At 62.6% G+C, this 22,060-nt stretch carries 15 protein-coding genes; 9 read left to right on the forward strand and 6 right to left on the reverse strand.

The window, feature by feature from the left end; genetic code table 11:
• The first annotated feature begins 128 nt into the window (after window positions 1-128).
• A complete protein-coding gene (locus CCE89_RS05155) occupies window positions 129-1,649 on the forward strand; it encodes an MFS transporter (protein WP_086436891.1) in 1,521 nt (506 codons plus the stop codon).
• Window positions 1,642-3,021: an alpha-amylase family glycosyl hydrolase gene (locus CCE89_RS05160; protein ID WP_086436892.1), complete on the forward strand. Its 1,380-nt coding sequence runs from the start codon at window positions 1,642-1,644 to the stop codon at window positions 3,019-3,021. The genes CCE89_RS05155 and CCE89_RS05160 overlap by 8 nt, the downstream gene beginning before the upstream one ends.
• A gap of 23 nt (window positions 3,022-3,044) precedes the next feature.
• Here the strand turns inward: CCE89_RS05160 and CCE89_RS05165 are convergent, their stop codons facing one another.
• Window positions 3,045-6,296, reverse strand: a complete 3,252-nt coding sequence (locus CCE89_RS05165; RefSeq protein ID WP_086436893.1) for an amidohydrolase family protein — start codon at window positions 6,294-6,296, stop codon at window positions 3,045-3,047.
• Between the two features lie 146 nt (window positions 6,297-6,442).
• Between CCE89_RS05165 and CCE89_RS05170 the strand changes: the two genes are divergently transcribed.
• Both CCE89_RS05170 and CCE89_RS05175 read left to right on the forward strand, forming a co-directional pair.
• The gene (locus tag CCE89_RS05170) at window positions 6,443-7,744 is read left to right on the forward strand and encodes an APC family permease (RefSeq protein WP_086436894.1); all 1,302 of its coding nucleotides are present in this window, start codon (window positions 6,443-6,445) and stop codon (window positions 7,742-7,744) included.
• Window positions 7,745-7,874: 130 nt separating this feature from the next.
• On the forward strand, window positions 7,875-9,155 hold the full coding sequence (locus tag CCE89_RS05175; RefSeq protein WP_268762215.1) for an APC family permease: 1,281 nt from the start codon (window positions 7,875-7,877) through the stop codon (window positions 9,153-9,155).
• Here CCE89_RS05175 and CCE89_RS05180 read toward each other — a convergent pair.
• The 3 genes from CCE89_RS05180 to CCE89_RS05190 form a co-directional block, all read right to left on the reverse strand.
• Window positions 9,152-10,438, reverse strand: coding sequence for an acyl-CoA dehydrogenase family protein (locus CCE89_RS05180; RefSeq protein WP_086436896.1), 1,287 nt, complete (start codon window positions 10,436-10,438; stop codon window positions 9,152-9,154). The genes CCE89_RS05175 and CCE89_RS05180 overlap by 4 nt on opposite strands.
• Before the next feature lie 3 nt (window positions 10,439-10,441).
• Window positions 10,442-11,803: a phosphotransferase family protein gene (locus CCE89_RS05185; RefSeq protein ID WP_086436897.1), complete on the reverse strand. Its 1,362-nt coding sequence runs from the start codon at window positions 11,801-11,803 to the stop codon at window positions 10,442-10,444.
• A gap of 68 nt (window positions 11,804-11,871) precedes the next feature.
• Window positions 11,872-13,299, reverse strand: coding sequence for an aldehyde dehydrogenase family protein (locus tag CCE89_RS05190; protein WP_086436898.1), 1,428 nt, complete (start codon window positions 13,297-13,299; stop codon window positions 11,872-11,874).
• A gap of 187 nt (window positions 13,300-13,486) precedes the next feature.
• On the opposite strand from CCE89_RS05190, the gene CCE89_RS05195 reads away from it, so the two are divergent.
• The 3 genes from CCE89_RS05195 to CCE89_RS05205 all read left to right on the forward strand — a co-directional run bounded on the left by CCE89_RS05195 (window position 13,487) and on the right by CCE89_RS05205 (window position 15,746).
• Window positions 13,487-14,182, forward strand: a complete 696-nt coding sequence (locus CCE89_RS05195; RefSeq protein WP_086436899.1) for a glutathione S-transferase family protein — start codon at window positions 13,487-13,489, stop codon at window positions 14,180-14,182.
• A gap of 100 nt (window positions 14,183-14,282) precedes the next feature.
• A complete protein-coding gene (gene mtnP, locus CCE89_RS05200) occupies window positions 14,283-15,155 on the forward strand; it encodes an S-methyl-5'-thioadenosine phosphorylase (protein WP_086437027.1) in 873 nt (290 codons plus the stop codon).
• A gap of 39 nt (window positions 15,156-15,194) precedes the next feature.
• Complete coding sequence (locus CCE89_RS05205; protein WP_234989944.1) at window positions 15,195-15,746, forward strand: hypothetical protein; 552 nt, start codon at window positions 15,195-15,197, stop codon at window positions 15,744-15,746.
• A gap of 175 nt (window positions 15,747-15,921) precedes the next feature.
• Here CCE89_RS05205 and CCE89_RS05210 read toward each other — a convergent pair whose 3' ends face one another.
• Complete coding sequence (locus CCE89_RS05210; RefSeq protein ID WP_086436900.1) at window positions 15,922-18,423, reverse strand: TonB-dependent receptor; 2,502 nt, start codon at window positions 18,421-18,423, stop codon at window positions 15,922-15,924.
• Window positions 18,424-18,494: 71 nt separating this feature from the next.
• Here CCE89_RS05210 and CCE89_RS05215 point away from each other — a divergent pair, with 71 nt between their 5' ends.
• Together CCE89_RS05215 and dcd are read left to right on the forward strand one after the other, a co-directional pair.
• On the forward strand, window positions 18,495-20,123 hold the full coding sequence (locus CCE89_RS05215; RefSeq protein WP_159456584.1) for a tetratricopeptide repeat-containing sulfotransferase family protein: 1,629 nt from the start codon (window positions 18,495-18,497) through the stop codon (window positions 20,121-20,123).
• Window positions 20,124-20,303: 180 nt separating this feature from the next.
• Complete coding sequence (gene dcd / locus CCE89_RS05220; RefSeq protein ID WP_086436902.1) at window positions 20,304-20,858, forward strand: dCTP deaminase; 555 nt, start codon at window positions 20,304-20,306, stop codon at window positions 20,856-20,858.
• 23 nt (window positions 20,859-20,881) lie between these two features.
• Here dcd and CCE89_RS05225 read toward each other — a convergent pair whose 3' ends face one another.
• The gene (locus tag CCE89_RS05225) at window positions 20,882-21,748 is read right to left on the reverse strand and encodes a class I SAM-dependent methyltransferase (RefSeq protein WP_234989945.1); all 867 of its coding nucleotides are present in this window, start codon (window positions 21,746-21,748) and stop codon (window positions 20,882-20,884) included.
• Window positions 21,749-22,060 lie beyond the last annotated feature (312 nt).

Genomic DNA, 22,060 nt, shown 5'->3' on the forward strand with positions numbered 1-22,060 from the left:
CGCATAAACGCACCCGCATTCGTATGCGGCGCAATTCGCATCTTGTTGCAAACTTCATTTCGTGCGACCCCCTGTTCCTGACCAAACCGGCGTGAGACCGGCCTATACCGGGTAAGGGGACTTGAGAGATGGAAAAGCCACGCCAGGGCTTTGCCGGATTGTGGAACATCAGCTTCGGCTTTTTCGGCATCCAGATCGGCTTCGCGCTGCAGAATGCGAACATGAGCCGCGTGTTCCAGTCACTCGGCAGTGCGATCGACGATCTTCCCGCCTTGTGGGTAGCTGCCCCTCTCACCGGACTGCTGGTCCAGCCCGTGATCGGCCATCTTTCGGACAAGACCTGGCTCGGCAGGCTCGGTCGTCGGCGCCCCTACTTCCTGCTGGGTGCGGTGCTGGCCGCACTTTCGCTTTTCCTCATGCCGCTTTCCGAAGTGCTGATCATGGCGGCCGTGCTGCTGTGGGTGCTCGATGCGAGTCTCAATATCTCGATGGAGCCCTTCCGCGCCTTTGTCGGCGACATGCTGAGGAAGGACCAGCATACCGCAGGCTATGCCGTGCAGACCGCCTTCATCGGTGCGGGCGCGGTGGTCGGCTCGATCGTGCCCTGGCTGATGACGCAGATGGGCGTCGCCAATGTCGCGGCGGACGGCGGTATCCCCGACACGGTGCGCTTCAGTTTCTGGCTCGGCGGCGCGGCGCTGTTCCTCGCGGTGCTGTGGACCGTTGTTACGACCAGGGAGTATTCGCCTGAGGAAATGCAGACTTTCGGCGAGGCCGAGGAAGGCGAAGGCATGGCGCAGCCGGTCCGCGCGCTCGCCACGAAGCCCTATTCCTCCTGCGCGATCTGGATCGCGGCGGGCGTTGCCGTGATCCTCGCCGTGCTCGGCTTCGACCTCGAGAAGGAGGTTTACCTGCTCGGCGCGCTGCTGGTTCTATACGGTGCGCTCAGCGCCGTTGCCATCTCGATGGCGAAGCAAGGCAACACCACCGGCATGCTTACCAGCATCGTCGGCGATTTCTCCGGCATGCCCGACGTCATGAAGCGGCTTGCGGTGGTCCAGTTCTTCAGCTGGTCGGCGCTCTTCATCATGTGGATCAACACCACGCCGGTCGTCACGCAATATGTCTATGGCAGCACCGACACTGCCAGCGCCGCCTATAACGAGGGGGCAAACTGGGTCGGCTGGCTGTTCGCCACCTACAACGGCGTCGCGGCCATCGCGGCACTGACGCTGCTGCCGATGCTGGCGAAGAAGCTCGGCAAGGCGAAGACGCACATTGTCGGCCTGCTCGCAGGTGCCGCAGGCTTCGCCAGCTTCTTCGTCATCCGCGACCCGCAAACCTTGCTGATCGCCGAAATCGGCATCGGCATCGCCTGGGCAAGCATTCTCGCCATGCCCTACGCGATCCTTGCCAGCAGCCTGCCGCAAGCGAAGCTCGGTATCTACATGGGCCTGTTCAACATCTTCATCGTCGTGCCGCAATTGCTGGTGGCAACCGTGATGGGCTCGATCATGAAGGCGTTCTTTCCGGACGAACCGATCTGGACCATGGCTTTCGCAGCGGCAACGCTGGTGATCGCCGCGCTCGCCATGCTGCGGGTAGAAGTGCCCGGTGAGGAAACCGCAGGAGAGCCCGCCAATGCGTAAGCTTGCCCTGGCCCTAGCGCCGATCGCACTTGCTGCCTGCACCGCGTCTGCGTCGAACGGCGGAGACTGGACGCCGCGCGATGTCGTGACCCTCGAAAACCCTGATTGGTCGCGGGATGCCGTGCTTTACCAGATCAACACCCGCCAGTTTACCGAGGAAGGCACCTTTGCCGCCGCGCAGCGCGAATTGCCGCGCCTCAAGAAACTGGGCGTCGACATCCTCTGGCTTATGCCGATCCACCCGATCGGCGAGAAAAACCGCAAGGGCACGCTCGGCAGCCCCTATTCGGTGAAGGACTATTATGCGGTCAATCCCGAGTTCGGGACGGAGGAGGATTTCCGCGCATTCGTCGACGCCGCACACGAGCAGGGCTTCAAAGTCATTCTCGACCTCGTTGCCAATCACACCGCTTGGGACAACGCGCTCGCGAGCGAACACCCCGACTGGTACGAGAAGGACTGGAAGGGCGACTTCCGCCCCACACCGTGGTGGGACTGGTCGGACATCATCGACCTAGACTGGTCGCAGCCGGGCGTGCGCGAGCACATCGGTCTCGCGATGGAGTATTGGGTGCGCGAGTTTGGCGTCGATGGCTATCGCGCCGACGTCGCAGGCTATGTCCCGGTCGATTTCTGGGAAAATGCGCGCAAACGCATGGAAGCGATCAAGCCGGTCTTCATGCTCGGCGAGGTCCAGCAGACCGCGTGGCACCATGCGGCTTTCGATGCGACCTATGCCTGGGACTGGCACCACACGTCGAAAGACATCGCAAAGGGCGATGGAAATGCGATGAGCCTCTACGGCTATTACGCCGAGAACGAGAGCCTGTGGCCGCGCCAGGCAATGCGCATGACCTATATCGAAAACCACGATTCCAATGCGTGGGAGGGCACTCTCCAAGAGAACTATGGCGATGCGCTCTATGCGATGACCGCGCTGGCCTTTGCCGGAGAAGGCCTGCCGCTGATCCATAACGGGATGGAGGCGTGCAATGCCAAGCGGCTCGAGTTTTTCGAGAAGGACCCGATCGACTGGAGCCAGTCGCGGGGCTGCGTCTACGGCACCCTGCTCGAACAGCTGATCACCTTCCGCAAGGCCAACCCCGCGCTGGAGAACGGCCAGTGGGGCGCGCGCATGCAGAAGGTCGAAAACGACGCGCCCGAACAGCTCTTCTCATGGGTGCGGCAGGAAGAGGGCAACAAAGTCCTCGGCCTGTTCAACCTGAGTGACAGGCCTGTCAGTGCCACGCTCACAAGCGCGCTGCCTGCCGGAACCTATGGCGAATTTCCGTTCGGCCGTGCTGTCACTATTGCCGAAGGCGAGCGCATTGAGCTTCCCGCCTGGGGCTGGCGCCTGCTGTCGGCGAAATAGGGTGGGGAGGCCCTCGCCTCCCCTTATTCTTCCCACCAATATTTCATACGCTGAGCGTCACCCGTCTCGACCTCGTTCATGGTCGTTGCGTCATAGAGCCTGCCGCCGAGCATAACGCGATCGATCTTGTCCGAATTGCGAATGTCAGCGGAGGGATCTGCGTTGAGCACCACGAGGTCGGCCAGCTTGCCCACTTCGATACTGCCGATGTCGGCCGCCATCTTGAGCGATTTGGCTGGCTCGATCGTGCCTGCCCGCAGCGCCATCGCCGGGCTCATGCCGCCGCGCGCGAAGCTCCACAGCTCCCAATGCGCGCCGATCCCCGCCTGCTGGCCATGCGCGCCGATGGAAACCGCGACGCCGCGTTCAGCGAGCTTCTTCGCCTCGCGCGCATTATTGTCGTCGACGAAGGCCCACTCGGGTGCCTTGGTCCGGCGCGCGTTATCGGCCAGCAGCTGCTTGGGCGGCGTATGCACCAGCAGCGGATTGTCGAAGACGTCGGTCGCCTGCCGCCAGTAGGGATCGCCAGCCAGGCCGCCATAGGTGACGACGATGGTGGGGGTGTAGTTCGTGCCCGAAGGACCGAAGAACTGCAGCACGTCTTCATAGAAGATGTCGACCGGGACATTGTGTTCGACCGTCGAATTGCCATCGGCGACGAGATTCATGTCCATGCCGAAGAGCGAGCCACCCTCGGCCACGACCAGCAGCCCTTCTTCGACCGCGGCGCGCGCGACCTGCTGGCGCTGTTCGCGCCGGGGCTGGTTGTAGTTCTTTACCGATACCCCGCCCTGCGCCTTGATCCGGCGAACATGGGCGAGCGCATCTTCATAGCTGTCGATGCGCGCGAAGAAGCCCGGCGCCTTTGCGCCGTAGATCACTTCGCCGGTCGAGAAGATGCGCGGGGCGAGGATTTCGCCCGCCTGCTGGCGCTCGGCCGCAGCAAAAACCTGCGTCGCGTCGGAAGACGGGTTGTGGATCGTCGTCACGCCCATCGCGAGATCCTGAAGCAGCGTCCAGTTCTGCTGCGGGATAAGATCGCCCGTGCCATAGGGGCCGTGCGCGTGCGCATCGATCAGGCCGGGCATGATCGTCTTGCCGGTGGCATCGATCACTGTCGCGCCCGATGGCACGGCAACTTCGCTCGCCGGGCCGACCGCCGCGATCCGGTCGCCCTCGATCACGATCACGGCATTGTCGATCGCGCCGGGATCATCCTTGTCGAGACCGTCGCGCATGGTCAGCACCCGCGCGCCGGTGATCACTACCGTGCCCGTCGCCTTGTCCGCGTTGACGGTGCGCGTGAGCGAGATGCCCATCTCGGGCGGAGTGAATTTCGCGTCTTCACCCTCACCCTTGGGCGTATCGCGGAACAGCTGGTTGACCTGCGCCGTCTTGAGCCACGGGCCGATCGACCAGTGGATCTGTTCCCCGCCGCGCGACCAGCCGATGTAGTCGGCACCGCCCTGGCTGACCTTGGTCACCGGCAGCGGACCGCCGGTCTCGCTCACATCCACCGGCTTGCCACCCGGCAACAGCGGCATGGCAAAGACTTCGTAATTCTGGCTGAACGCGACAGTCTGCCCATCGGGCGCGACCGAGAATGCTGCGGCGAGATCGCCCTGCGCGTGCGTGCGTTCATCATTGCCGTCGAGATCGGCCGAGAGCAGCGCCAGCTTGTCTCCGCCGAAGCGGCTGAAGAATATGCGGTCGCTCGCTGCCCCGAAATGCGGGTCGGAGCCGTTGCGCGTCACCAGTTGCGCTTCGCCGCCGACGACGGGCATCGTGTAGATACCGGCGTTTTCGGAATAGTCGGGCGAGGTCAGGCCGCCGCCGCTGCGCTTTTCGAATACGATGGTTCGCCCGTCCGGCGAGAATTGCGGCACCGCGTAGTGGCCCGGCTGGCTGGTCACGACCCTGCCGCCCGAACCGTTGGCATCGGCGACGACTATCTCGCCGAGACCAGCATCGGTCCAGCGCACATAGGCTAGCCGCCTGCCGTCGCGGCTGAAAGCGGGCCAAAGCTCGAGCGCATCTCCTTCGCCGTTCCCGATCAGCGGGCGCGGCGCATCGCGGCCGCGCGCCGATTTGGTGTAAAGCTTGCCCATGCTTTCGAACACGACGCGGCTGCCATCGGGCGAGAAGGTCGCAAAGCGCGGCATGTTGGTCGTGAAGCTCTCGGGCGCGACTTCGATCGTGACTTGCGGCACGTCAGCCACCCCGCGCGTGTCGCTGACGGTAAAGGGGATTTCGGCAAAGCCGCTGCCATCGGCATTGATGCGGTTCAGCTTGCCGCCCGCCCAGAACACGATGCTGCGGCTGTCGGGCGTCCAGTCCATGTTCGGATAGACCCCGGTGACCGCCCAGGTTTCCTGGACGTCGAGGTCGAGCTTGTCATAGACCTTGCGCTCCTGACCCGAAGCGATGTCCTTGATCCACAGCTGCGACTGATCCTTCTCGCGCCGCACGAAGGCGATGCTCTTGCCGTCGGGCGAAGGGGTCGGGCGCACCGCGCCGCCATATCCGTCGACCGCGGTGGTCACTTCGCCGGTTTCGAGATCGTGCTTCTCGATCGCGAAGATCCCCGCGTTCGAATCCTGCGCGTAGATGAATGTGTTCCCCGGCGTGGTGTTGCGCGTGTAGTAGATTGCGCTGCCATCCGGCGAGAAGATCGGTTCTCCCAATTCCTTCTGCAGCGCTTCATTGGCGCGCTCGACCACCTGCACGCCGCCGCCGCCCGACACGTGGTACATCCAGATCTCGCCCGTGCCGAGCGAGCGCCCGGTGGTGAAATGCTTCTTTGCCGCGATGAAGCGACCATCAGGCGACCAGCTTGGCTGGTTGAGGAGGCGGAAGTCCTCCTTGGTCAGCTGGCGCTTGTCCGAACCGTCCGCATTCATCACCCAGATATTGTCGCCACCGCCGCGATCGGATGTGAAGGCAATGCGCGATCCGTCGGGCGAGAAGCGCGGGTGCACTTCCCACGCCAGTCCCTCGGCAATGCGCGTCGGCGTGCCGCCCGAAATCGGCATGGTGTAGATATCGCCGAGCAGCGTGAAGGCGATGCGGCTGCCGTCGGGCGAGACGTCGACATCCATCCACGTGCCTTCGCTGACATTGATCGGCAGCTGCGTGATGGTGGCGTCCTTGGGCGCGTTGACGTCCCATTCCTCTTCTGCTGCGTCGCCTGCATCCTGTGCTGCGAGCGGCGAGGCGAAGAGCGCCGCACCTGTCAGCAGGCTGGCGGCAAAATGGCGGATTGCGGAACGGCGCATGTAATATCTCCCTGAGTTGACGGGAGTCATAGCTGCGCCGCCCGATTATGGAAGGGTGCCATTTCCCCAATCGGATTTGACAAAACTCTCGATCACGTCAGTCTGGCTCATGGGTGGCTATCGCAGGCAAGCGGGGGAACTTGCGCATGGCCGAGAATACCAAGCCACCACGCGTCGTCGGAGCATTCGGCGCGACCCTCATGAGCATCAATGGCATGATCGGCGCAGGCATATTCGCCTTGCCCGCCCTGCTCTACCAGGAGACCGGCGACTTCGCGCCCTGGCTGTTCCTGATTTTCGGCCTGCTCTTCAGTTGCAGCATTTTCATATCGGCGCGCCTTTCCAACATGTTCCGATCCTCGGGCGGGCCGCAATTGTGGTCGCAGGCGGCTTTCGGGCCGTTCGTAGGCTTCCAGGTCGGTTGGGTCATGGTGCTGGCCATGGCGGCGGGTCGCGCCGCGACGCTATACGTCCTCGTGTCCTACCTGGCGGTCATCTTTCCGGTATTTGCCGAACCGTTCGCACGGGGACTGGCCCTGATGTTCCTGCTGATCGCGATCACCGGAATCATCATTTCGGGCATGAGAAACAGCGTCGGTTCGCTGGCCATAGGCACAGTGCTGAAGGCCTCGCCGATCCTGCTGCTGTGCCTTTTCGCCTATGCGAAGGGCGGGATCGCGACCGATTTCCAATTGCCGCGCTTCAGCACATTCGAAAGCGTTGCCTTGCTGGTCTATTTCGCCTTTTCGGGTGCAAACAGCTCGAGCTATTCGGCCGGTGAGCTCAGGAACCCGCGGCGCGACCTGCCCCTGACGATGCTCGGCTCGCTCGGCCTGATCATCATCTTCTACATGGCGGTGCAATGGGCCTATATCGCGGCCGGAGCGCCACAGGGCGAGGGCGACGTCACGCCTCTGGCCTCCGCAGCAGGCGCGGTGATGGGCGAGAATGGCGCGCTCCTACTCAGCCTCGCCGCGATTTTCTCGATTGCGACCAATTCGCTGAGTTTCTTCATCGCCGGGCCGCGTGTCGTATTCGCCATGGCTGACCGTGGGCTGCTGCCGCAGACCTTCGCGCATGTATCGCCGCGCCTTGCCACGCCAGACCGTGCGATCCTGCTTTTCTCAGCGGTTGTCGCGCTCATGCTGTTTAGCGGTGCATTCACTTTCCTCGCGACGGTAACCTCCCTCGGCGGACAAACGGTGACAGTGATGATTGTCGCCAGCTTTGCCGTGCTGATGCGCCGGTCGAGCGAGAACCATAACGGTCACCTGGCCTGGTACTGGTGGCCGATCATGCTGATCTGCGCGGGCTTCGCGGTCTTCACGATCATTCAGGCGCCACAAAGTGCCTTCGCCCTGCTCGCCGGATTGCTGGTGATCGGCACCGGGCTCTATTTCGTGGCGCGGCGCAGTCAGGTCGCGGTGGTGGAGCCGATCTTCGACTAGCCGCCCTGCCCGCGGCAACACCGAAAAGCGATTGCCCTTTACATTTGTCGGGGGCGGCCTAGCCTCGCCCCGGGGCGCGTTCCAGTCGGGGGACTGAACGATCGGATACGACAAGAAGCCGCCGCGCGCGATCGGGCTTGCGGGCGCTATCGTCATCAATCTCAATGCCGTTGTCGGTTCGGGCATATTCGCGCTGCCGGCACTGCTGTTTGCGGCGGCGGGCACATTCTCGCCCTTCGCGCTGCTCATATTCGCCTGCTTCTATGGCTGTGTGATGGCGGTGGTCGCCAAGCTGTCGACCATCTTCCGGCAATCGGGCGGCCCCCAGCTTTATGCGCAGCATGCTTTCGGACCGGTCGTCGGCTTCCAGGTGGGCTGGTTGTCGCTGTTGACGAATATGATCGGGGCGTCGGCCAATTTTCACGTGCTGGTGTCCTATCTCGCCGCGATATTCCCTTTCTTTGCCGATCCCTTTGTCCGGCTCGCGACCATCGCCACGCTGATCGCTTTCTTCACCGCCATCAGCATCAGCGGCACCAAACGCTCGGTAAGAGCAATCGAACTCGGCACGGTTCTCAAGCTGGCACCGCTGCTGCTGCTCGTGGTTCTCGGCTTCGCGCAGAATGGCGTGCCGACAGACGTGAAGCTCCCGGTTTTTTCAGAGGTCGAGTCGATTGCGCTGCTGCTCGCCTTCGCCTTTTCCGGGGCCGACGTCGCGGTTGCCGCTGCCGGCGAGACCAAGGAGCCGCGCAAGACGCTGATGCGTGCCATCTTCATCAACCTTGCCGGTATCGCGATATTCTACGCGCTCATCATGTGGGCCTATATCGCGATTGCGCCCGACCCGACCAATGTCGACACGCCGCTTGCCGCCGCAGGTGAAGCGGTGCTCGGCCCGATGGGCAGTCTCATGATCAGCGTGGCCGCGATCTTCTCGACCGCAACCTTCCAGCTGAACGTGTTCGTGGCCCTTCCGCGGATCGCCTATGGCATGGCCCGGCGCGGGCTGATGCCGCATGTGTTCGCTTATGTTTCGCCCCGGTTCCAGACGCCGGTCGCGGCCATCGCGGGCTATGGAGCGGTCGTCTCCGTACTGGCGCTGTCAGGCAGCTTCACCGCGCTGGCAGTGCTGATGGTGAGCGTCGAGCAGATCCTCTTCACCTCCAGCATCGCCGCGCTGGTCGTGATGTGGTGGCGCAATGACGCGGGCCTGCGCGATACGATGGACGCGCGTTGGCTCGTCATCTTTCCGGTCGCGATCGGACTGGTCCTCTGGCTCTTCTCGCAAGTGCCATGGGACAGCGTGCCGCCGACGCTCGCCTTCATCGGCGTCGGCTTCGTGCTGTACCTGCTCTCGCGCCGCGGTGCGGTGGCGCAGGACGGGATCGAATTGCCCGAAGCGCGGGCCTAACCGTATTTGCCGCGCTTCGGACCGAGGTAGCCGAACAGATAGGCAGCGACCTTGCGCATCTGGATTTCCTCTGCCCCTTCGGTGATGCGGTAGCGGCGGTGGTGGCGATAGATATGCTCGAACGGCTTGTGCCGTGAGTAACCGATCCCGCCGTGCACCTGCATCGCCCGGTCGGCCGCCTGGCACACCAGCCGGTTCGCCCAGTAATTGCACATGGAAACCTTGTCGGAGATCGTCTTCTCGATCTGCTCATGCGGCATGTTGTCCATCTCCCACGCCGTCTTGTAGATCAGCAGGCGGAGCATCTCGCATTGCGTCGCGAGCTCGACCAGCGGGAACTGGATCGCCTGATTCTTCGCCAGCTCTTCGCCAAAGGGCTTGCGCTCACGCGCATATTTGACGCTTTCCTCGATGCAGAATTGCGCCGCGCCGAGCGAGCTTGCCGCCTGGCGGATGCGGTTCTGGTGGACGAAGCTCTGCGCCAGCGCGAGACCGAGCCCCTCCTGGCCGAGCATCGCGCTTTCGGGCACCCAGACGTTGTTGACTGAGAGGCGCGGATGGTCGGTCGGCATGTTGAAGGTCCACATCCATTCCTCGATCTCCAAACCCTCGGTCGGATTGGGGACGAGCAGGCAGGTGATCCCGCGCGCATCGCCATCTTCGCCGGAAGTGCGGCAGAACATCGCGCAATGGGTCGCGACATGCATGCCGGTGATCCACATCTTCTCGCCATTGATCAGCCAGCCATCGACACCGTCACGCGTCTCGCGCACCGCCCGCGTTTCCATATGGGTCGCGTCGGAGCCGTGGTTGGCCTCGGTCAGGCCGAAGGCCACGCGGCGCGTCCCTTCGAAACCGCCGAAGATGAACTCGTCCTTCTGCTCTTCGGTACCGAAAGTCTCGAACATGGCGACGAAGGGAAAATTGCCGACGATCGAGTGTTCGTTCTGAAGGTCATTGTGCAGACCCAGCCCGCGCTGGGCGAACCGGTCGCGGATCACCGCCATCCAGAGGTTGGAGCCGTCCTTGCCGCCGTATTTCTTGGGCGCGGAGAAGCGCCAGTGACCGGCCTCGTCAGCCGCCTTGCGCGCCTTGCCGAGCAGTTCCTCCCACTCGTGATTGGGCAGGCCTTCGCGCTCCCAATCGGTTCGCGCATTCTCGCGGCGATGGTCGAAGAAGCGGATGTTGTCGTCCTGCTGCTCGAGCGGAACGATCGTGTCCTCGATGAATTTTTCGAGCTCGGCGTAGTAGTCCTCAAGCTCTTGCGGGATGGTGAAATCCATGGGTCAGTCCTCTCCGGTCCATTTGTTCTGCGCCACTTCGAGCGCAGGATATCGGGGTATGTCGACTTCGAGCTTTTCAAGCGCGCGCGATCTCAATTCGGCCAATAGCCCCTCCGTCTGGAGCGACAGTTCGCCGCGGATCAGCCGGTCAGCCAGCTCCAGGTCGGTATCGCGCGGCATGAACGCATGGTCGCGCGCGATCATACCCAGAGCATTTCTTGCCACTGCCAGTTGAAACCGGTCATGCCCCTGCATCTGGTCCTTGATCGTTGCGAGCCATTCGGAAATCGCCGTCGCCAGTTCACCGGCGCTCGCTTCGCCGTGCGGCGGGAATGGTCGCGAAACATCGACTGCTCGCGCACGCTCGGCTTCCGGTGCGCTTTCCTCGAGCAGCATGAGCAGGTCGAGTTCCTGTTCGCTGGTGCGCCGCGAGATTACCGCGCGTTCGAGGCTGCGGTCGCTCCCTTCGCGCCAGCTCTTCGCGCAGCCAAGGCAGCCCATCGCCCACCACACGGTGCGATGGATCAGCCAGTAGCGAAAGCGCTCGCGGTCGACCGTGCGTCCGCTCTCCGCCTCATAGGCACTGAAATAGTCCACAAGGGCACCGAGACCCAGCGCAGGCCGGTCGTATCGCGCAAAACGCCACACCGCCATGCAACCGAAGGCAAGGTCTTCGTGCGGGTCGCCGAAATGCGCCAGTTCCCAATCGAGCACGCCGGTAAGATGGCCGTCTTCAGCGAGGATATTGCCCATCCGGTAATCGCCGTGGATCAGCACCGGCTCGACCGGATCGGGGCAATTGTCCTCCATCCACTTGAGGCCCAATGCGATGATCGGGCGGTCGCCGCCTGCTTCTTCGAACTGTTCGCGCAGGCCCGCAATGGCCTCGCGGTAATTCATGACCGGTACGTCGGCGGGCACGTCGGCGCGATTGACCGAGTGGATCCGGGCGAGATCGCGCGCCGCCTCGCGCAGGATCGTCTCCGCCCCTTCCATCGCGAGGATTTCTTTCGGATTTGGCGTCCCGGGTAGCGCGCGCATCACGAAACCGCTGCCGATGCCGTCGCTTTCCTCCAGCACGGTAACGACTTCGGGCGCAGTAACGCCTGCAGCCCGCACAGCCTCGATTATCGCAGCCTCCGTAGCGTGACCGTAGGGCCGATCCTCGATAAACTCGAGGCTGGGAGCGCGGCGCAGCACATAGTCCTCGCCACCTGACGAGAAGCGCCAGCTTTCCATCGTGGCGCCGCCGGTCAAGCGCCGCAGCCCCTCGGGCTTGCCCATCCCCACGCGTTCAAGCGCGCGCGCAAGGCCCGCCAGCAGTTCACCTTCGCCCAATTGTCTCTCCCCAAATTGTGCTGTCATTGTTCACATAAAAGCGGCCGCCCGGGTCTCCCCAGACGGCCGCCATATCGGTTCAACTCATTCGAGCATCAGGCCGGTACGTTGTCCTTCTTGACCGTGATGACCTGCGGGTAGGTGAACTCCTTCAGACCATCGAGGCCGTATTCGGCACCGAAGCCCGACTGCTTGTGACCACCAAACGGGGTGAACGGCGAGAGGTGGAGATATTCATTGATCCACACCGTGCCCGTTTCGAGCTGCTCTGCGATCTCGACACCCTTTTCCGGATTGCCGGTCCACACCGCGCCGGCGAGGCCATAGTCCGAATTGTTGGCGCGCTGGATGACTTCGTCCTCGCTCGAGAACTTCATCAGCGGCATGACCGGGCCGAACTGTTCCTCGGCCACGATGCGCGCGTCTTCGGGCGGATTGTCCATGATGGTGATCGGCACGTAATAACCGGTGCCCGAAGGATCGACTTCGCCGCCGACGAGGAACTTGTAGCCGTTTTCCTTGGCATCCTCGATCAGCTCGCAGACACGATCGAACTGCTTCTTGTTCTGGATCGGACCGACGCCGGTGCCCTGGTGAGAGCCGTCGCCGACCTTCACGTTCTTGGCATATTCGACCAGCGCTTCTGACAACTCGTCATAGATATCCTCGTGGATATAGATGCGCTTTGCCGCGACGCAGATCTGGCCCGCGTTGGAGAAGCTCGACCAGAACAGCTGTTCGGCAACCTTCTTGGGGTCCGCATCGGGCAGCACGATCGAAGCGTCGTTGCCGCCCAGCTCGAGCGTGATGCGCTTGAGGTCGGCGCTGGCACCTTCCATGATCTTCTTGCCGGTAGCGGTAGAGCCGGTGAAAGTGATCTTGTCGATGTCCGGGTGGCTGGTGATCAGCGGGCCGAGGCTGTCTTCGCCGGTGATGATGTTCACCGTACCGGCCGGCACCTTGTCCGCGATCAGCTCGGCGATGCGGAGCGTGGTCAGCGGGGTGAAGGGCGACGGCTTGAGCACGATCGTGCAGCCGCTCATCAGCGCAGGGATGATCTTCTGCACCGCCATCATGACCGGGAAGTTCCACGGCACGATACCGCCGACGACGCCCACCGGAACGCGGCGGGTGCGCGACAGGCGCTGGTCGGTATCTTCATTGATGACGTCTTCGAGCTTGAGCGTCGCCTGCGCTGCCGACATGCCGGCCGCACCGAAGATCTCGCCCTTGGCCTGCTCGTGCGGCTTGCCCTGCTCGCTTGTCAGGAGGCGATAAAGCTCCTCGGCGTTTTCCTTGATCGCGCCGGAGATCGCCATGCAGGCAGCCTGGCGTTCCTCGAAGCTCGTCTTCTTCCAGCTCTTGAACGCTTCCCGCGCAGCAGCGACAGCCTTGTCCAGCTCCGCCTTGCCGCAAGCCGGGACCTGCCCGATCACTTCCTCGTTCGCCGGGTTCACGACGTCGAGCCATTCGCTGGTCTCGACCATCTCGCCATTGATCAGGTTCTTGTACTTGGTAGCCATGAGGGTCCTCTCTCGAATCGATGGAATGACTTGAAGGAAAGCGTGGCCTTCTCATACCCGGAAGGCAATTGTCATTTGCGTCTATCTTACTCCCCCGGCGCGCGATACGCGCCTATCGATTGCGCTATGCAACTTAATAGGTAAGAACGCCGCGGCATTGGAACAAGAGATTTTGGAGAGAGACGAGATGGCGAATCTGGTGATCTACGGCAGCCCCGTGTCGCCCTTCGTGCGCAAGGTTGCAGGCCTGTGCATCGAAAAGGGCGTCGAATATGAAATCGAGGCCGTCGATATCTTCAATCCGCCCGAATGGTTCGTCGAAATCAGCCCGGCGCGGCGCATCCCGGTGATGCGCGACCGGTCGATCGCCGAAGAAGGCCCGGATGGGACCATCGCCGATTCTTCCGCCATCTGCGGCTATATCGAGAAGAAGCACCCCGAACCTGCGCTCTATCCCGCCGATCCTTACGATCATGGCCGTGCGCTGTGGTACGAGGAATATTCGGACAGCCTGCTCGCGATGAACGGCGGCGGCGGCATGTTTCGCCCCATCTTCTTCTCGCTGCTTCAGGGCAAGGACGCCGATGTGGACACTGCCCGCGCGACATGGAGCGAGAAGGTCAGCCCGATCTTCGACTATCTCGACGGCCAGCTGGAGGACCGTGAATACCTCGTCGGCGACGCGCTTTCGATCGCGGACATTTCGGTCACGACATGCATGATGCAGATCGCGCTGGTGGCAGACATGAAGCTCGACAACTGGAGCAATCTTGCCGCGCATTACGAGCGCATGACCGCGCGCGATTCGATCGCCGGGCCTTTCGAGAAGGCAGAAAGGTTCGTCCGCAAGACCATGCCCGAACGGATTTCGCTCGACCAATAGGGCACACGCTTTATCTCAGCGCTAACCAATATTTTGCCTCTTCGCGTCAGATCGGTTTAAAGCGGTGCACATTCTGGTCGCAAAAGCAGGGGATCCGGGCATGGTAAGCCCTTGGACAATTGGCATTATCGGTGGATCCGGCCTCTACGCCATAGAGGGGCTGGAAGAAGCCCAGTGGATCCCGGTCGACTCGCCCTGGGGGAAGCCCTCGGACGAGATTCTGTGCGGACGGATTGGCGACGTAAACGTCCGCTTCCTGCCGCGCCACGGTCGCGGGCACCCGATTTCGCCAGGCGACCTCAACGCGCGTGCCAATATCGACGCGTTGAAGCGCGCTGGCTGCACCGATATTCTCGCGATCTCCGCAGTCGGGTCTCTGCGCGAGCAGATCGAACCGGGCCGGTTTGCCGTCGTCGAACAATTCATCGACCGCACCACAAGCCGCGACAACAGCTTCTTCGGCACCGGTTTCGTCACCCATGTCTCGATGGCCGATCCGGTCTGCCCGCGCCTGTCGGAAATGGCGGCGACCGCTATCGCCGGTGCCAAGGGCAAGGTCGCGACCGGCGCGACCTATCTCGCGATGGAAGGCCCGCAATTCTCCACCCGCGCGGAAAGCCGCATGTACCGCGAATGGGGTGCGGACGTGATCGGCATGACCGCCATGCCCGAAGCGAAGCTCGCCCGCGAGGCAGAGCTCCCCTACGCGCTGATCGGCATGGTCACCGACTATGACTGCTGGAAGGACGGTGAAGCGGTCGATGTCGGCAAGGTCGTCGCCCAGATGCAGAAGAACAGCCAGCTCGCCCGCGAGGCGGTGGTTCGTTTCATCAACGCGCTGCCCGCCGAACGCGAGTCGTCACCGATCGATTTCGCCCTGGAAGACGCGATCATCACAGCGCCCGATCATCATGATCCCGCGCTCCTCGCCAAGCTCGATGCCGTCGCCGGAAGGCTTCTCGCACCGCGCTGATTGCACGCCCCATGCCTCAGGGCCTTGCAGAGTAGGCGCATGCCGCGATACATGCGCCAGATGCGTCGCATCCTCTCGATTTTTCTCGCCATTCTGTCACTCGGCTGGGCCCCGCAGGCCTTCGCCCAGGTCGAGCTGAGCTTTCACAGCTTCAACGGATCGGTCCTGTTCGGGCGATATCCGCACACCTTCATCGTGATGCAGGGCACGCTCGAGGAAACCGGCGAGGCGGTGAACGAGAACTACGGCTTCACTGCCAAGAACGTGAGCCCGGCGATCCTCAACGGGCCGGTCTATCACGATATCTCGATCGAGAAGCCGAAATATCTGGAGAAGACCAACGTCCACTTCACCATCCCGATCAGCGACAAGCAATACCGCCAGATCGTGGCCGAGGTGAAGAAGTGGCGGAACCAGCCGGGCAAGTATTACGATCTCGACACCCGTAACTGCATCCATTTCGTCGGACGCATGGCGCAGATCGTCGGCCTCAAGGTCGAATATCCCGACGACATGCTGCGTCGCCCGAAGAAGTGGCTCAACCACATCACGGGGCTTAACCCGCAGCTGGGCGCGCGGGCTATCAAGTAGGGCTGAACCACCCGCACCCTCCACCCTTCCACCCGGAGCCTGCCGGGATACCATCCGGGCGGAAGGGTAGAGGGCGCGGGTGCCGAGGATTGCCAGAATATCAAAAGGGCGGCACGCCCGGCTTTCGCCACAGCATGCCGCCCGAAAATCAGCCGGACTTATCCGGTGCGTTTGCTCAGTCTCCGAACCTGATCTTGAACCGGACGCCGATCTGGCGCGGCGGCAGGATGTGGGTCGAGAAAGCGCGCGGATAGACGTTGCCGCCTTCGAAATCCGTCACGATCTGGTTGTTGAGCGCGGTGCCGATGGCGCCTGTTTCCGCGAACTTGTCGAACACATTGTCGACGAACAGGGTCGCCGACCAGCGGTCCGCTTCGTAGCTGACCGATGTATTGGCAACGCCATAGCCATCAAGCGTGAGGCTTGAGCCCCTGCCGCCTGCGCGGGTGAGGACGCTGCTCTGGTAGGAATAGCTCGCGTTGAAGACCAGCCCGTCGCCATTGCTGAGCGGATACTCGTAGGAGCCGAAGAGCGAGAACTGCGTCTTCGGCGAACCGGGCAGCCGGTCGCCATCCTCGCCATCCTCGAAGTCCGAACCGAAGCCGGGCGGTGTGATCGTCCGGATGAGGTCGGGCGTCAGCGTGGTCAGCTGTGAATCGATATAGCTGAAGTTGCCGCGCAACTGCAGGCGCTCGGTCGGCCGCCAGTTGGCAGACAGCTCGACACCCTTCGATTCCGCACCGCCGCCATTGACCGTGATCGGGATATTGGCGTTGACTGTGGAAGAGCCCAGCTGCGGGTCGATCCAGTCGATGTAATAGACCGCACCATTCAGCGTCAGTGCCCCGTTCGCGAGCGTAGATTTGAAGCCCAGCTCGTAGTTACGTGTCTTGTCGGGCGTGAACTGACGTTCGTCGCGGATCGAGAAGTCGTCCGGCCCAGGGCCGAACTGCTGTCCCGGTGCGAGCGCGCAGGCACCCTGCGTCGCATTCGGATCGTAAGCACCGCACTCACCCACGCCGTTGACGCCGCCGATGCGATAGCCTTCGCTGACCGTTGCATAGACCAGCAGGTCCGGATTGACTTCCCAGCTCGCGTTGAACTTGAACAGGAAGCCGTCGTCCTTCTGCGCCAGCTCGGGATCGAACGGATTCTGGCTGATCTCGTCCAGCGTTTGCGGGGTGTAGCTCAGCGGTTCGAATAGCGGGAAATCGACCGAGGAGGCCGCCTTCAGGCTGTAATCGTAATAGCGCCCACCGGCCGTCAGCGTCAGCGCGTCGAACAGAGTGTAACTCAGCTCGCCGAATAGCGCCGTTTCCGTCAGCCGGATGCGGTCGGTCGAGAAATATTCGAGCGCATCGGGCCGGTCGGTCAGGCCGAAGTCAAGCGCCGGCTGGTTCACATAAGGCACGTAGTTCGGGACAAACTCGGATGACGAGGCAGCCGCATCGTACCGGTTGTAATAGCCGCCGATGATCCAGCTGAACGGTCCACCATGGGTCGAGACCAGGCGCAGTTCCTGGTTGATCCGCTCTTCCTCACCCACTTCGCGGGTGAAGGAAGTGAAGCTCGGGAACAGCTCGTAGCTGTATTCGAGCGTGATCAGCAGCGTCGTCTGGTCGCGCTGACCATCGTCGCTGTAATTGCTCCAGCCGGTGGCCGAAGTCAGTTCGGCGAAACCGAGATCGGCGACCACTTCCAGAGCGAGGAGATCGTTCTTGATCTCGTTCGGTTCGCGAACGCGGAAGGCGTTTTCATAACGGCCGACGCTCGCTTCGCCTTCGAGCAGGCCCGGTACGATATCGCGATAATGCGACACGCGCCGCCCTTCGATGTCCGATTCCTGATAGTAATAGGTCAGCGTCGCATCGAGGCTGTCGGTCGGCTGCCAGCGCGCCGCGATCCGGCCCGAGAGCGTTTCTTCGCCATCGGCATCCTTGATCCGGTTGAGCCCATCGGCCGTGTCCGGATTGGTCACACCGATCTGGTCGACGACGTTGACGTAGTCGATGAAGCCGGAATCGTCGGTCCAGTCGAGCGAACCGCGGATGGCGAGCGTGTCGGTCAGGCCGAAGTTCACGGTAAAGCCGGTTTCATGGCTGAGGCTCGACGCCTTGGAGTATTTCGAGGCCTCGGCGCGCACGATCACGGTCGTTTCGCCGAATTTCGGCTTGGTCGGGATGTAACGGATCGCGCCGCCCAGCGTGCCTGCACCGTAAAGCGTGCCCTGCGGCCCGAGCAGCACTTCGACGCGTTCGAGATCGTTCAGCTTGAGGTCGACGAAGACCGGGATCTCGCCAAGGTAGGTGGCGACCGTGCCGCCGCCGTCATTATTGCCGTCGCCCGATCCGATCGCATCGACGTTGAGGCCGCGCACGATGACGGGGTTGCCCTGGCGGCCGCCGCGATCGACGATATTGATGCCGGGCACGAAGGGCAGGAGATCGGAAAGCTCGGTAAGGCCTTGCTCTTCGATCTGTTCCTGGCCGACCGCCGCGATGTTGAGCGGAATGTCCTGGACGCTTTCGGCACGGCGGGTCGCCGTGACGATGATTTCGTTGTTGACCGGTTGCGGAGCAGCTTCCTGCGCCATTGCGGGCACCGCATAAGCCGATGCCAAGATCGTGCTGCCCAGAAGAGCAGTGCGCGCGACCCCGTTGGTATATTGTATGTTCATGATAAAAGGTTCCTCATGTTATTTCGTTGAGAGGCACCAGTCCCGATGCTGCAAAGCAGCAAGCGCATTTGGTGCGACGGACGCGCAAGATTGTCAAACCCGACAGGCGGAGATACGAAATTTCCGGAAAACTATCCTCGATCAGTGTTGCCAAAAGGGAACTATTCGCCGGGAGGTTCGAACAGGCCCATGCCGCAGCGCAGCAAGTCCTTCGCTCAAACCCGCAGGAAATCGAGGCCGTGCTGGTCATGGCAGCCATCGCCGTCGAGCACGGCAATGCGCCCGGAGCGGCCAAATTATGTGACATCCTGGTCAAGGGCGGGGTGGAGCATTGCTGGCTTTCCGTGCTGCAGGCGCGAACAGCGTTGTTGCAACAGGACCAGGATGCCGCGCGAAGCCATGCGCGCCAGGCCAGCGCGCTCGGGACCGAAGACCCGCATATCGCCAACCAGCTTGGCGTGATCCTGTCACGCACGGGATGGCACGCCGAAGCGGTCCCCCCGATGCGCCTCGCGGTCGAACACGTGCCGAAGAACCCCGACTATCGCTACAATCTCGCGGTGGCACTTCAGTTCGAAGGAGAGCTTGCCGAAGCGGAACTGCAATTCCGCGAGTTGGTTCGGCTCGACCCGGGACATGCCAGCGGCTGGCTGGCGCTGGTCCAGTTGGCGAAGGAACCGGACAAGGGTTGGCAGGAGACACTCGAGAGACAGCTTGCGGCAAGCAGCGATCCGGACCAGCGGCTCCTGTTCGGCCATGCGCTCGCGCGGCTGGCCGAGAGCGCCGAGGAATGGGACGCATCGCTCACCTGGCTCGACCGGGCGAAAGGAGCGAAACGCGGCGAAGTCGATCACGACCGTAAGACGACCGGGGCGCTGGTCGATGCGGCCATTGCTTCGTCCTCCACGCAGTCCATCGCCGAAACGCCGGAGGGTGATGAGCGCCCGATCTTCATCGTCGGCATGCCCCGCAGTGGAACCACGCTGGTCGAGCGCATCCTGTCCTCGCACTCTCAGGTCACTTCCGTCGGCGAGCTGTCCGATTTCGCCATCCTGCTCAAACGGACGCTCGGCACGCCGGGGCCGCATGTGCTGGAGCCGCAGATCCTCGAAGCGGCGGCCAAGGCTCCCGACCTGGACCCGGTCGGCCAGGAATATCTGCGCCGCGCCGGCATGCTGGCAAAAGACAGCCCCCGCTTCATCGACAAGATGCCGTTCAATTCCTTCTACGTGCCTGCAATCCTGCGGGCATTGCCTGGCGCGCGCGTGATCTGCCTCAGGCGCTCTCCCTTCGATATGCTCTTCGCAAATTACCGCCAGCTCTTCGCGACCGGCTTCAGCTATTACAGCTACAATTACGACTTCGGTGACACGGCCCATTTCGTCGCGCAGTTCGAGCGCATGGCGAAGGCTTACCAAGCCGCTCTGCCAGAGGGCCGGTTCATGGCGATCGCGTATGAGGACATCATCGAAGACCAGCGCGGCAAGACCGAAGAATTGCTCGCGTTCTGCGACCTCGATTGGGAAGAAGCCTGCATGGACTTCCACCAGAACCGCGATCCCGTCGCCACGGCGAGTTCGGTTCAGGTGCGCCAGCCGCTCTATTCAAGCTCGATCGCCCAATGGCGCCGCTACTCCGAAGGGGGGCAACGCGCAGTCGAGGAGCTTGGGCGGTACGGGATCAAAGCCGGCGTAGATTGAGTGAAATCCTGACCTCCCGCACCCTCCGCCCTTCCACCCGGAGCCTGACGGGATACCATCCGGGTGGAAGGGCGGAGGGTGCGGGTGGCCGGGCCGCTAACCGACCAAGCCACCAAACCTCCCACATCTAAATTTCCACGTCCGCTTGCCCTGCCAGCGCCCATGCGGAATCAATCCCGCATGGCGATTCTTTCCGACAAATGGATCCGCGAACAGGCGCAGACGCATGGCATGATCGAGCCGTTCGTCGAGGCGCAGCGGCGCGAAGGCGTGATCAGCTACGGGCTGAGCTCATACGGCTATGACGCGCGCGTCGCGCCCGAGTTCAAGATCTTCACCAATGTCGACAGCGCGGTGGTCGACCCCAAGGACTTTGCCTCGAACAGCTTCGTCGACCGCGAAACCGATGTCTGCGTGATCCCGCCCAACAGCTTCGCGCTGGCCCGCACGGTCGAGTATTTCCGCGTGCCGGAAGACGTTCTGGTGATCTGCCTCGGCAAGTCGACCTATGCCCGCTGCGGCATCATCGTGAACGTCACCCCGCTGGAGCCGGGCTGGGAGGGCCATGTGACGCTGGAGTTTTCGAACACCACGCCGCTTCCCGCCAAGATCTACGCCAATGAGGGCGCGTGCCAGTTCCTCTTCCTCAAGGGGAACGAGCGCTGCGAGACGAGCTACAAGGACCGCGCGGGCAAATATATGGGTCAGAAGGGCGTGACCCTGCCGCGCCTCTGATGGTCACGCCGGGGGCGCGTTGATCAGGCTCTCGCCGAAACCAGCCAGGCCTTGCAGCCCATCATCACGCCTTCGCCAGCGACGAGGTATCGTTCGAAGAGAGCCTTGAGATCCTCGCTCGCGCGCTGGCGTATTGCGTCATCCTGTTCATCGAGGATGCGCCCGACACCAAGTGACGACAGGACGAAGCGAACCGCCTCTTCAGGCGAGGTCTTCGGACCGCCAATCGCCTGCTCGCCTTCGTAGGCGGCAATCTCGATCTCGCCGAAACCTCCGCCCGTCAGCACCTCGCTCAGATAGTCGACGTCTTCGAAGGCGAAGGGTCCGGGCGCGCGAGGAACTGCGGGCGGCACTTCGACATGCTGGCGCACCACTCCCATCAGTTCCATCATCCAGAGATTGTCACGCGGAGGCCCCCAGACCGCGAGGTCGATCCGGGCACCGGGGCTCAACATGGCGTGCAGATTGGCAAAAGCGGGGATCGGATCGTCGAAGAACATCGACCCGAAGCGAGAAAAAAGCCGGTCGAACGGGGCATCGTCCAGACGCGCGGTCGCGGCATCTGCGCAGACAAAGCGTGCATTGCCTATCCCCTCGGCCGCCGAACGTCTCTCCGCTTCTTCGACGAGCATGGGCGCAACATCGAGGCCAATCGCCTTGCCAGCCGGCGCGACGGCTCGAGCAATTGCACGCGTGGTTGCGCCCCCGCCGGGGCCGACATCGAGCACTGTTTCGCCCGGCTGATAAGCTGCTCTCTCCAGCAAGGCAGCGCCGATCGGCGCGATCATGCTTTCGAACCGGTCGAGACTGGCAAGCCATCTCTCGCCCATTTCGCCGGACCAGTCCTCGGCATGAAGGTCCTCGGGAGAATTGGTCGCTTCGTTGCTCACCTGCTCGCTCCTGTCGTGTCGAAGGCCTCCAGTCTGGCCCGTAAACGCGTCGGAGGGAAGCCTTGTGACATTGAGCCGCGCCCGTTTCCTAAGTCGGGCCAATCCGCTTGAAGCTGGCCGATGGATTATTCGCCTTGCCCCATCGCAGCGCAGTTCGATCGCGCGCTCGCGAGTGACACTGCTCGACACAATTGCACTTGCAAACCAGCCCGTCCTCCATATTTGACGGGGGTTACCGGGCCCCTCTGGCGATAGCTCTTCGTGCAATCGCGATGTCGGAACAAATGGTTTTTCAGGATCGTTTGATCGGAC

This window comes from Altererythrobacter xiamenensis, from assembly GCF_900177715.1.
Taxonomy (GTDB): Bacteria; Pseudomonadota; Alphaproteobacteria; order Sphingomonadales; family Sphingomonadaceae; genus Erythrobacter; species Erythrobacter xiamenensis.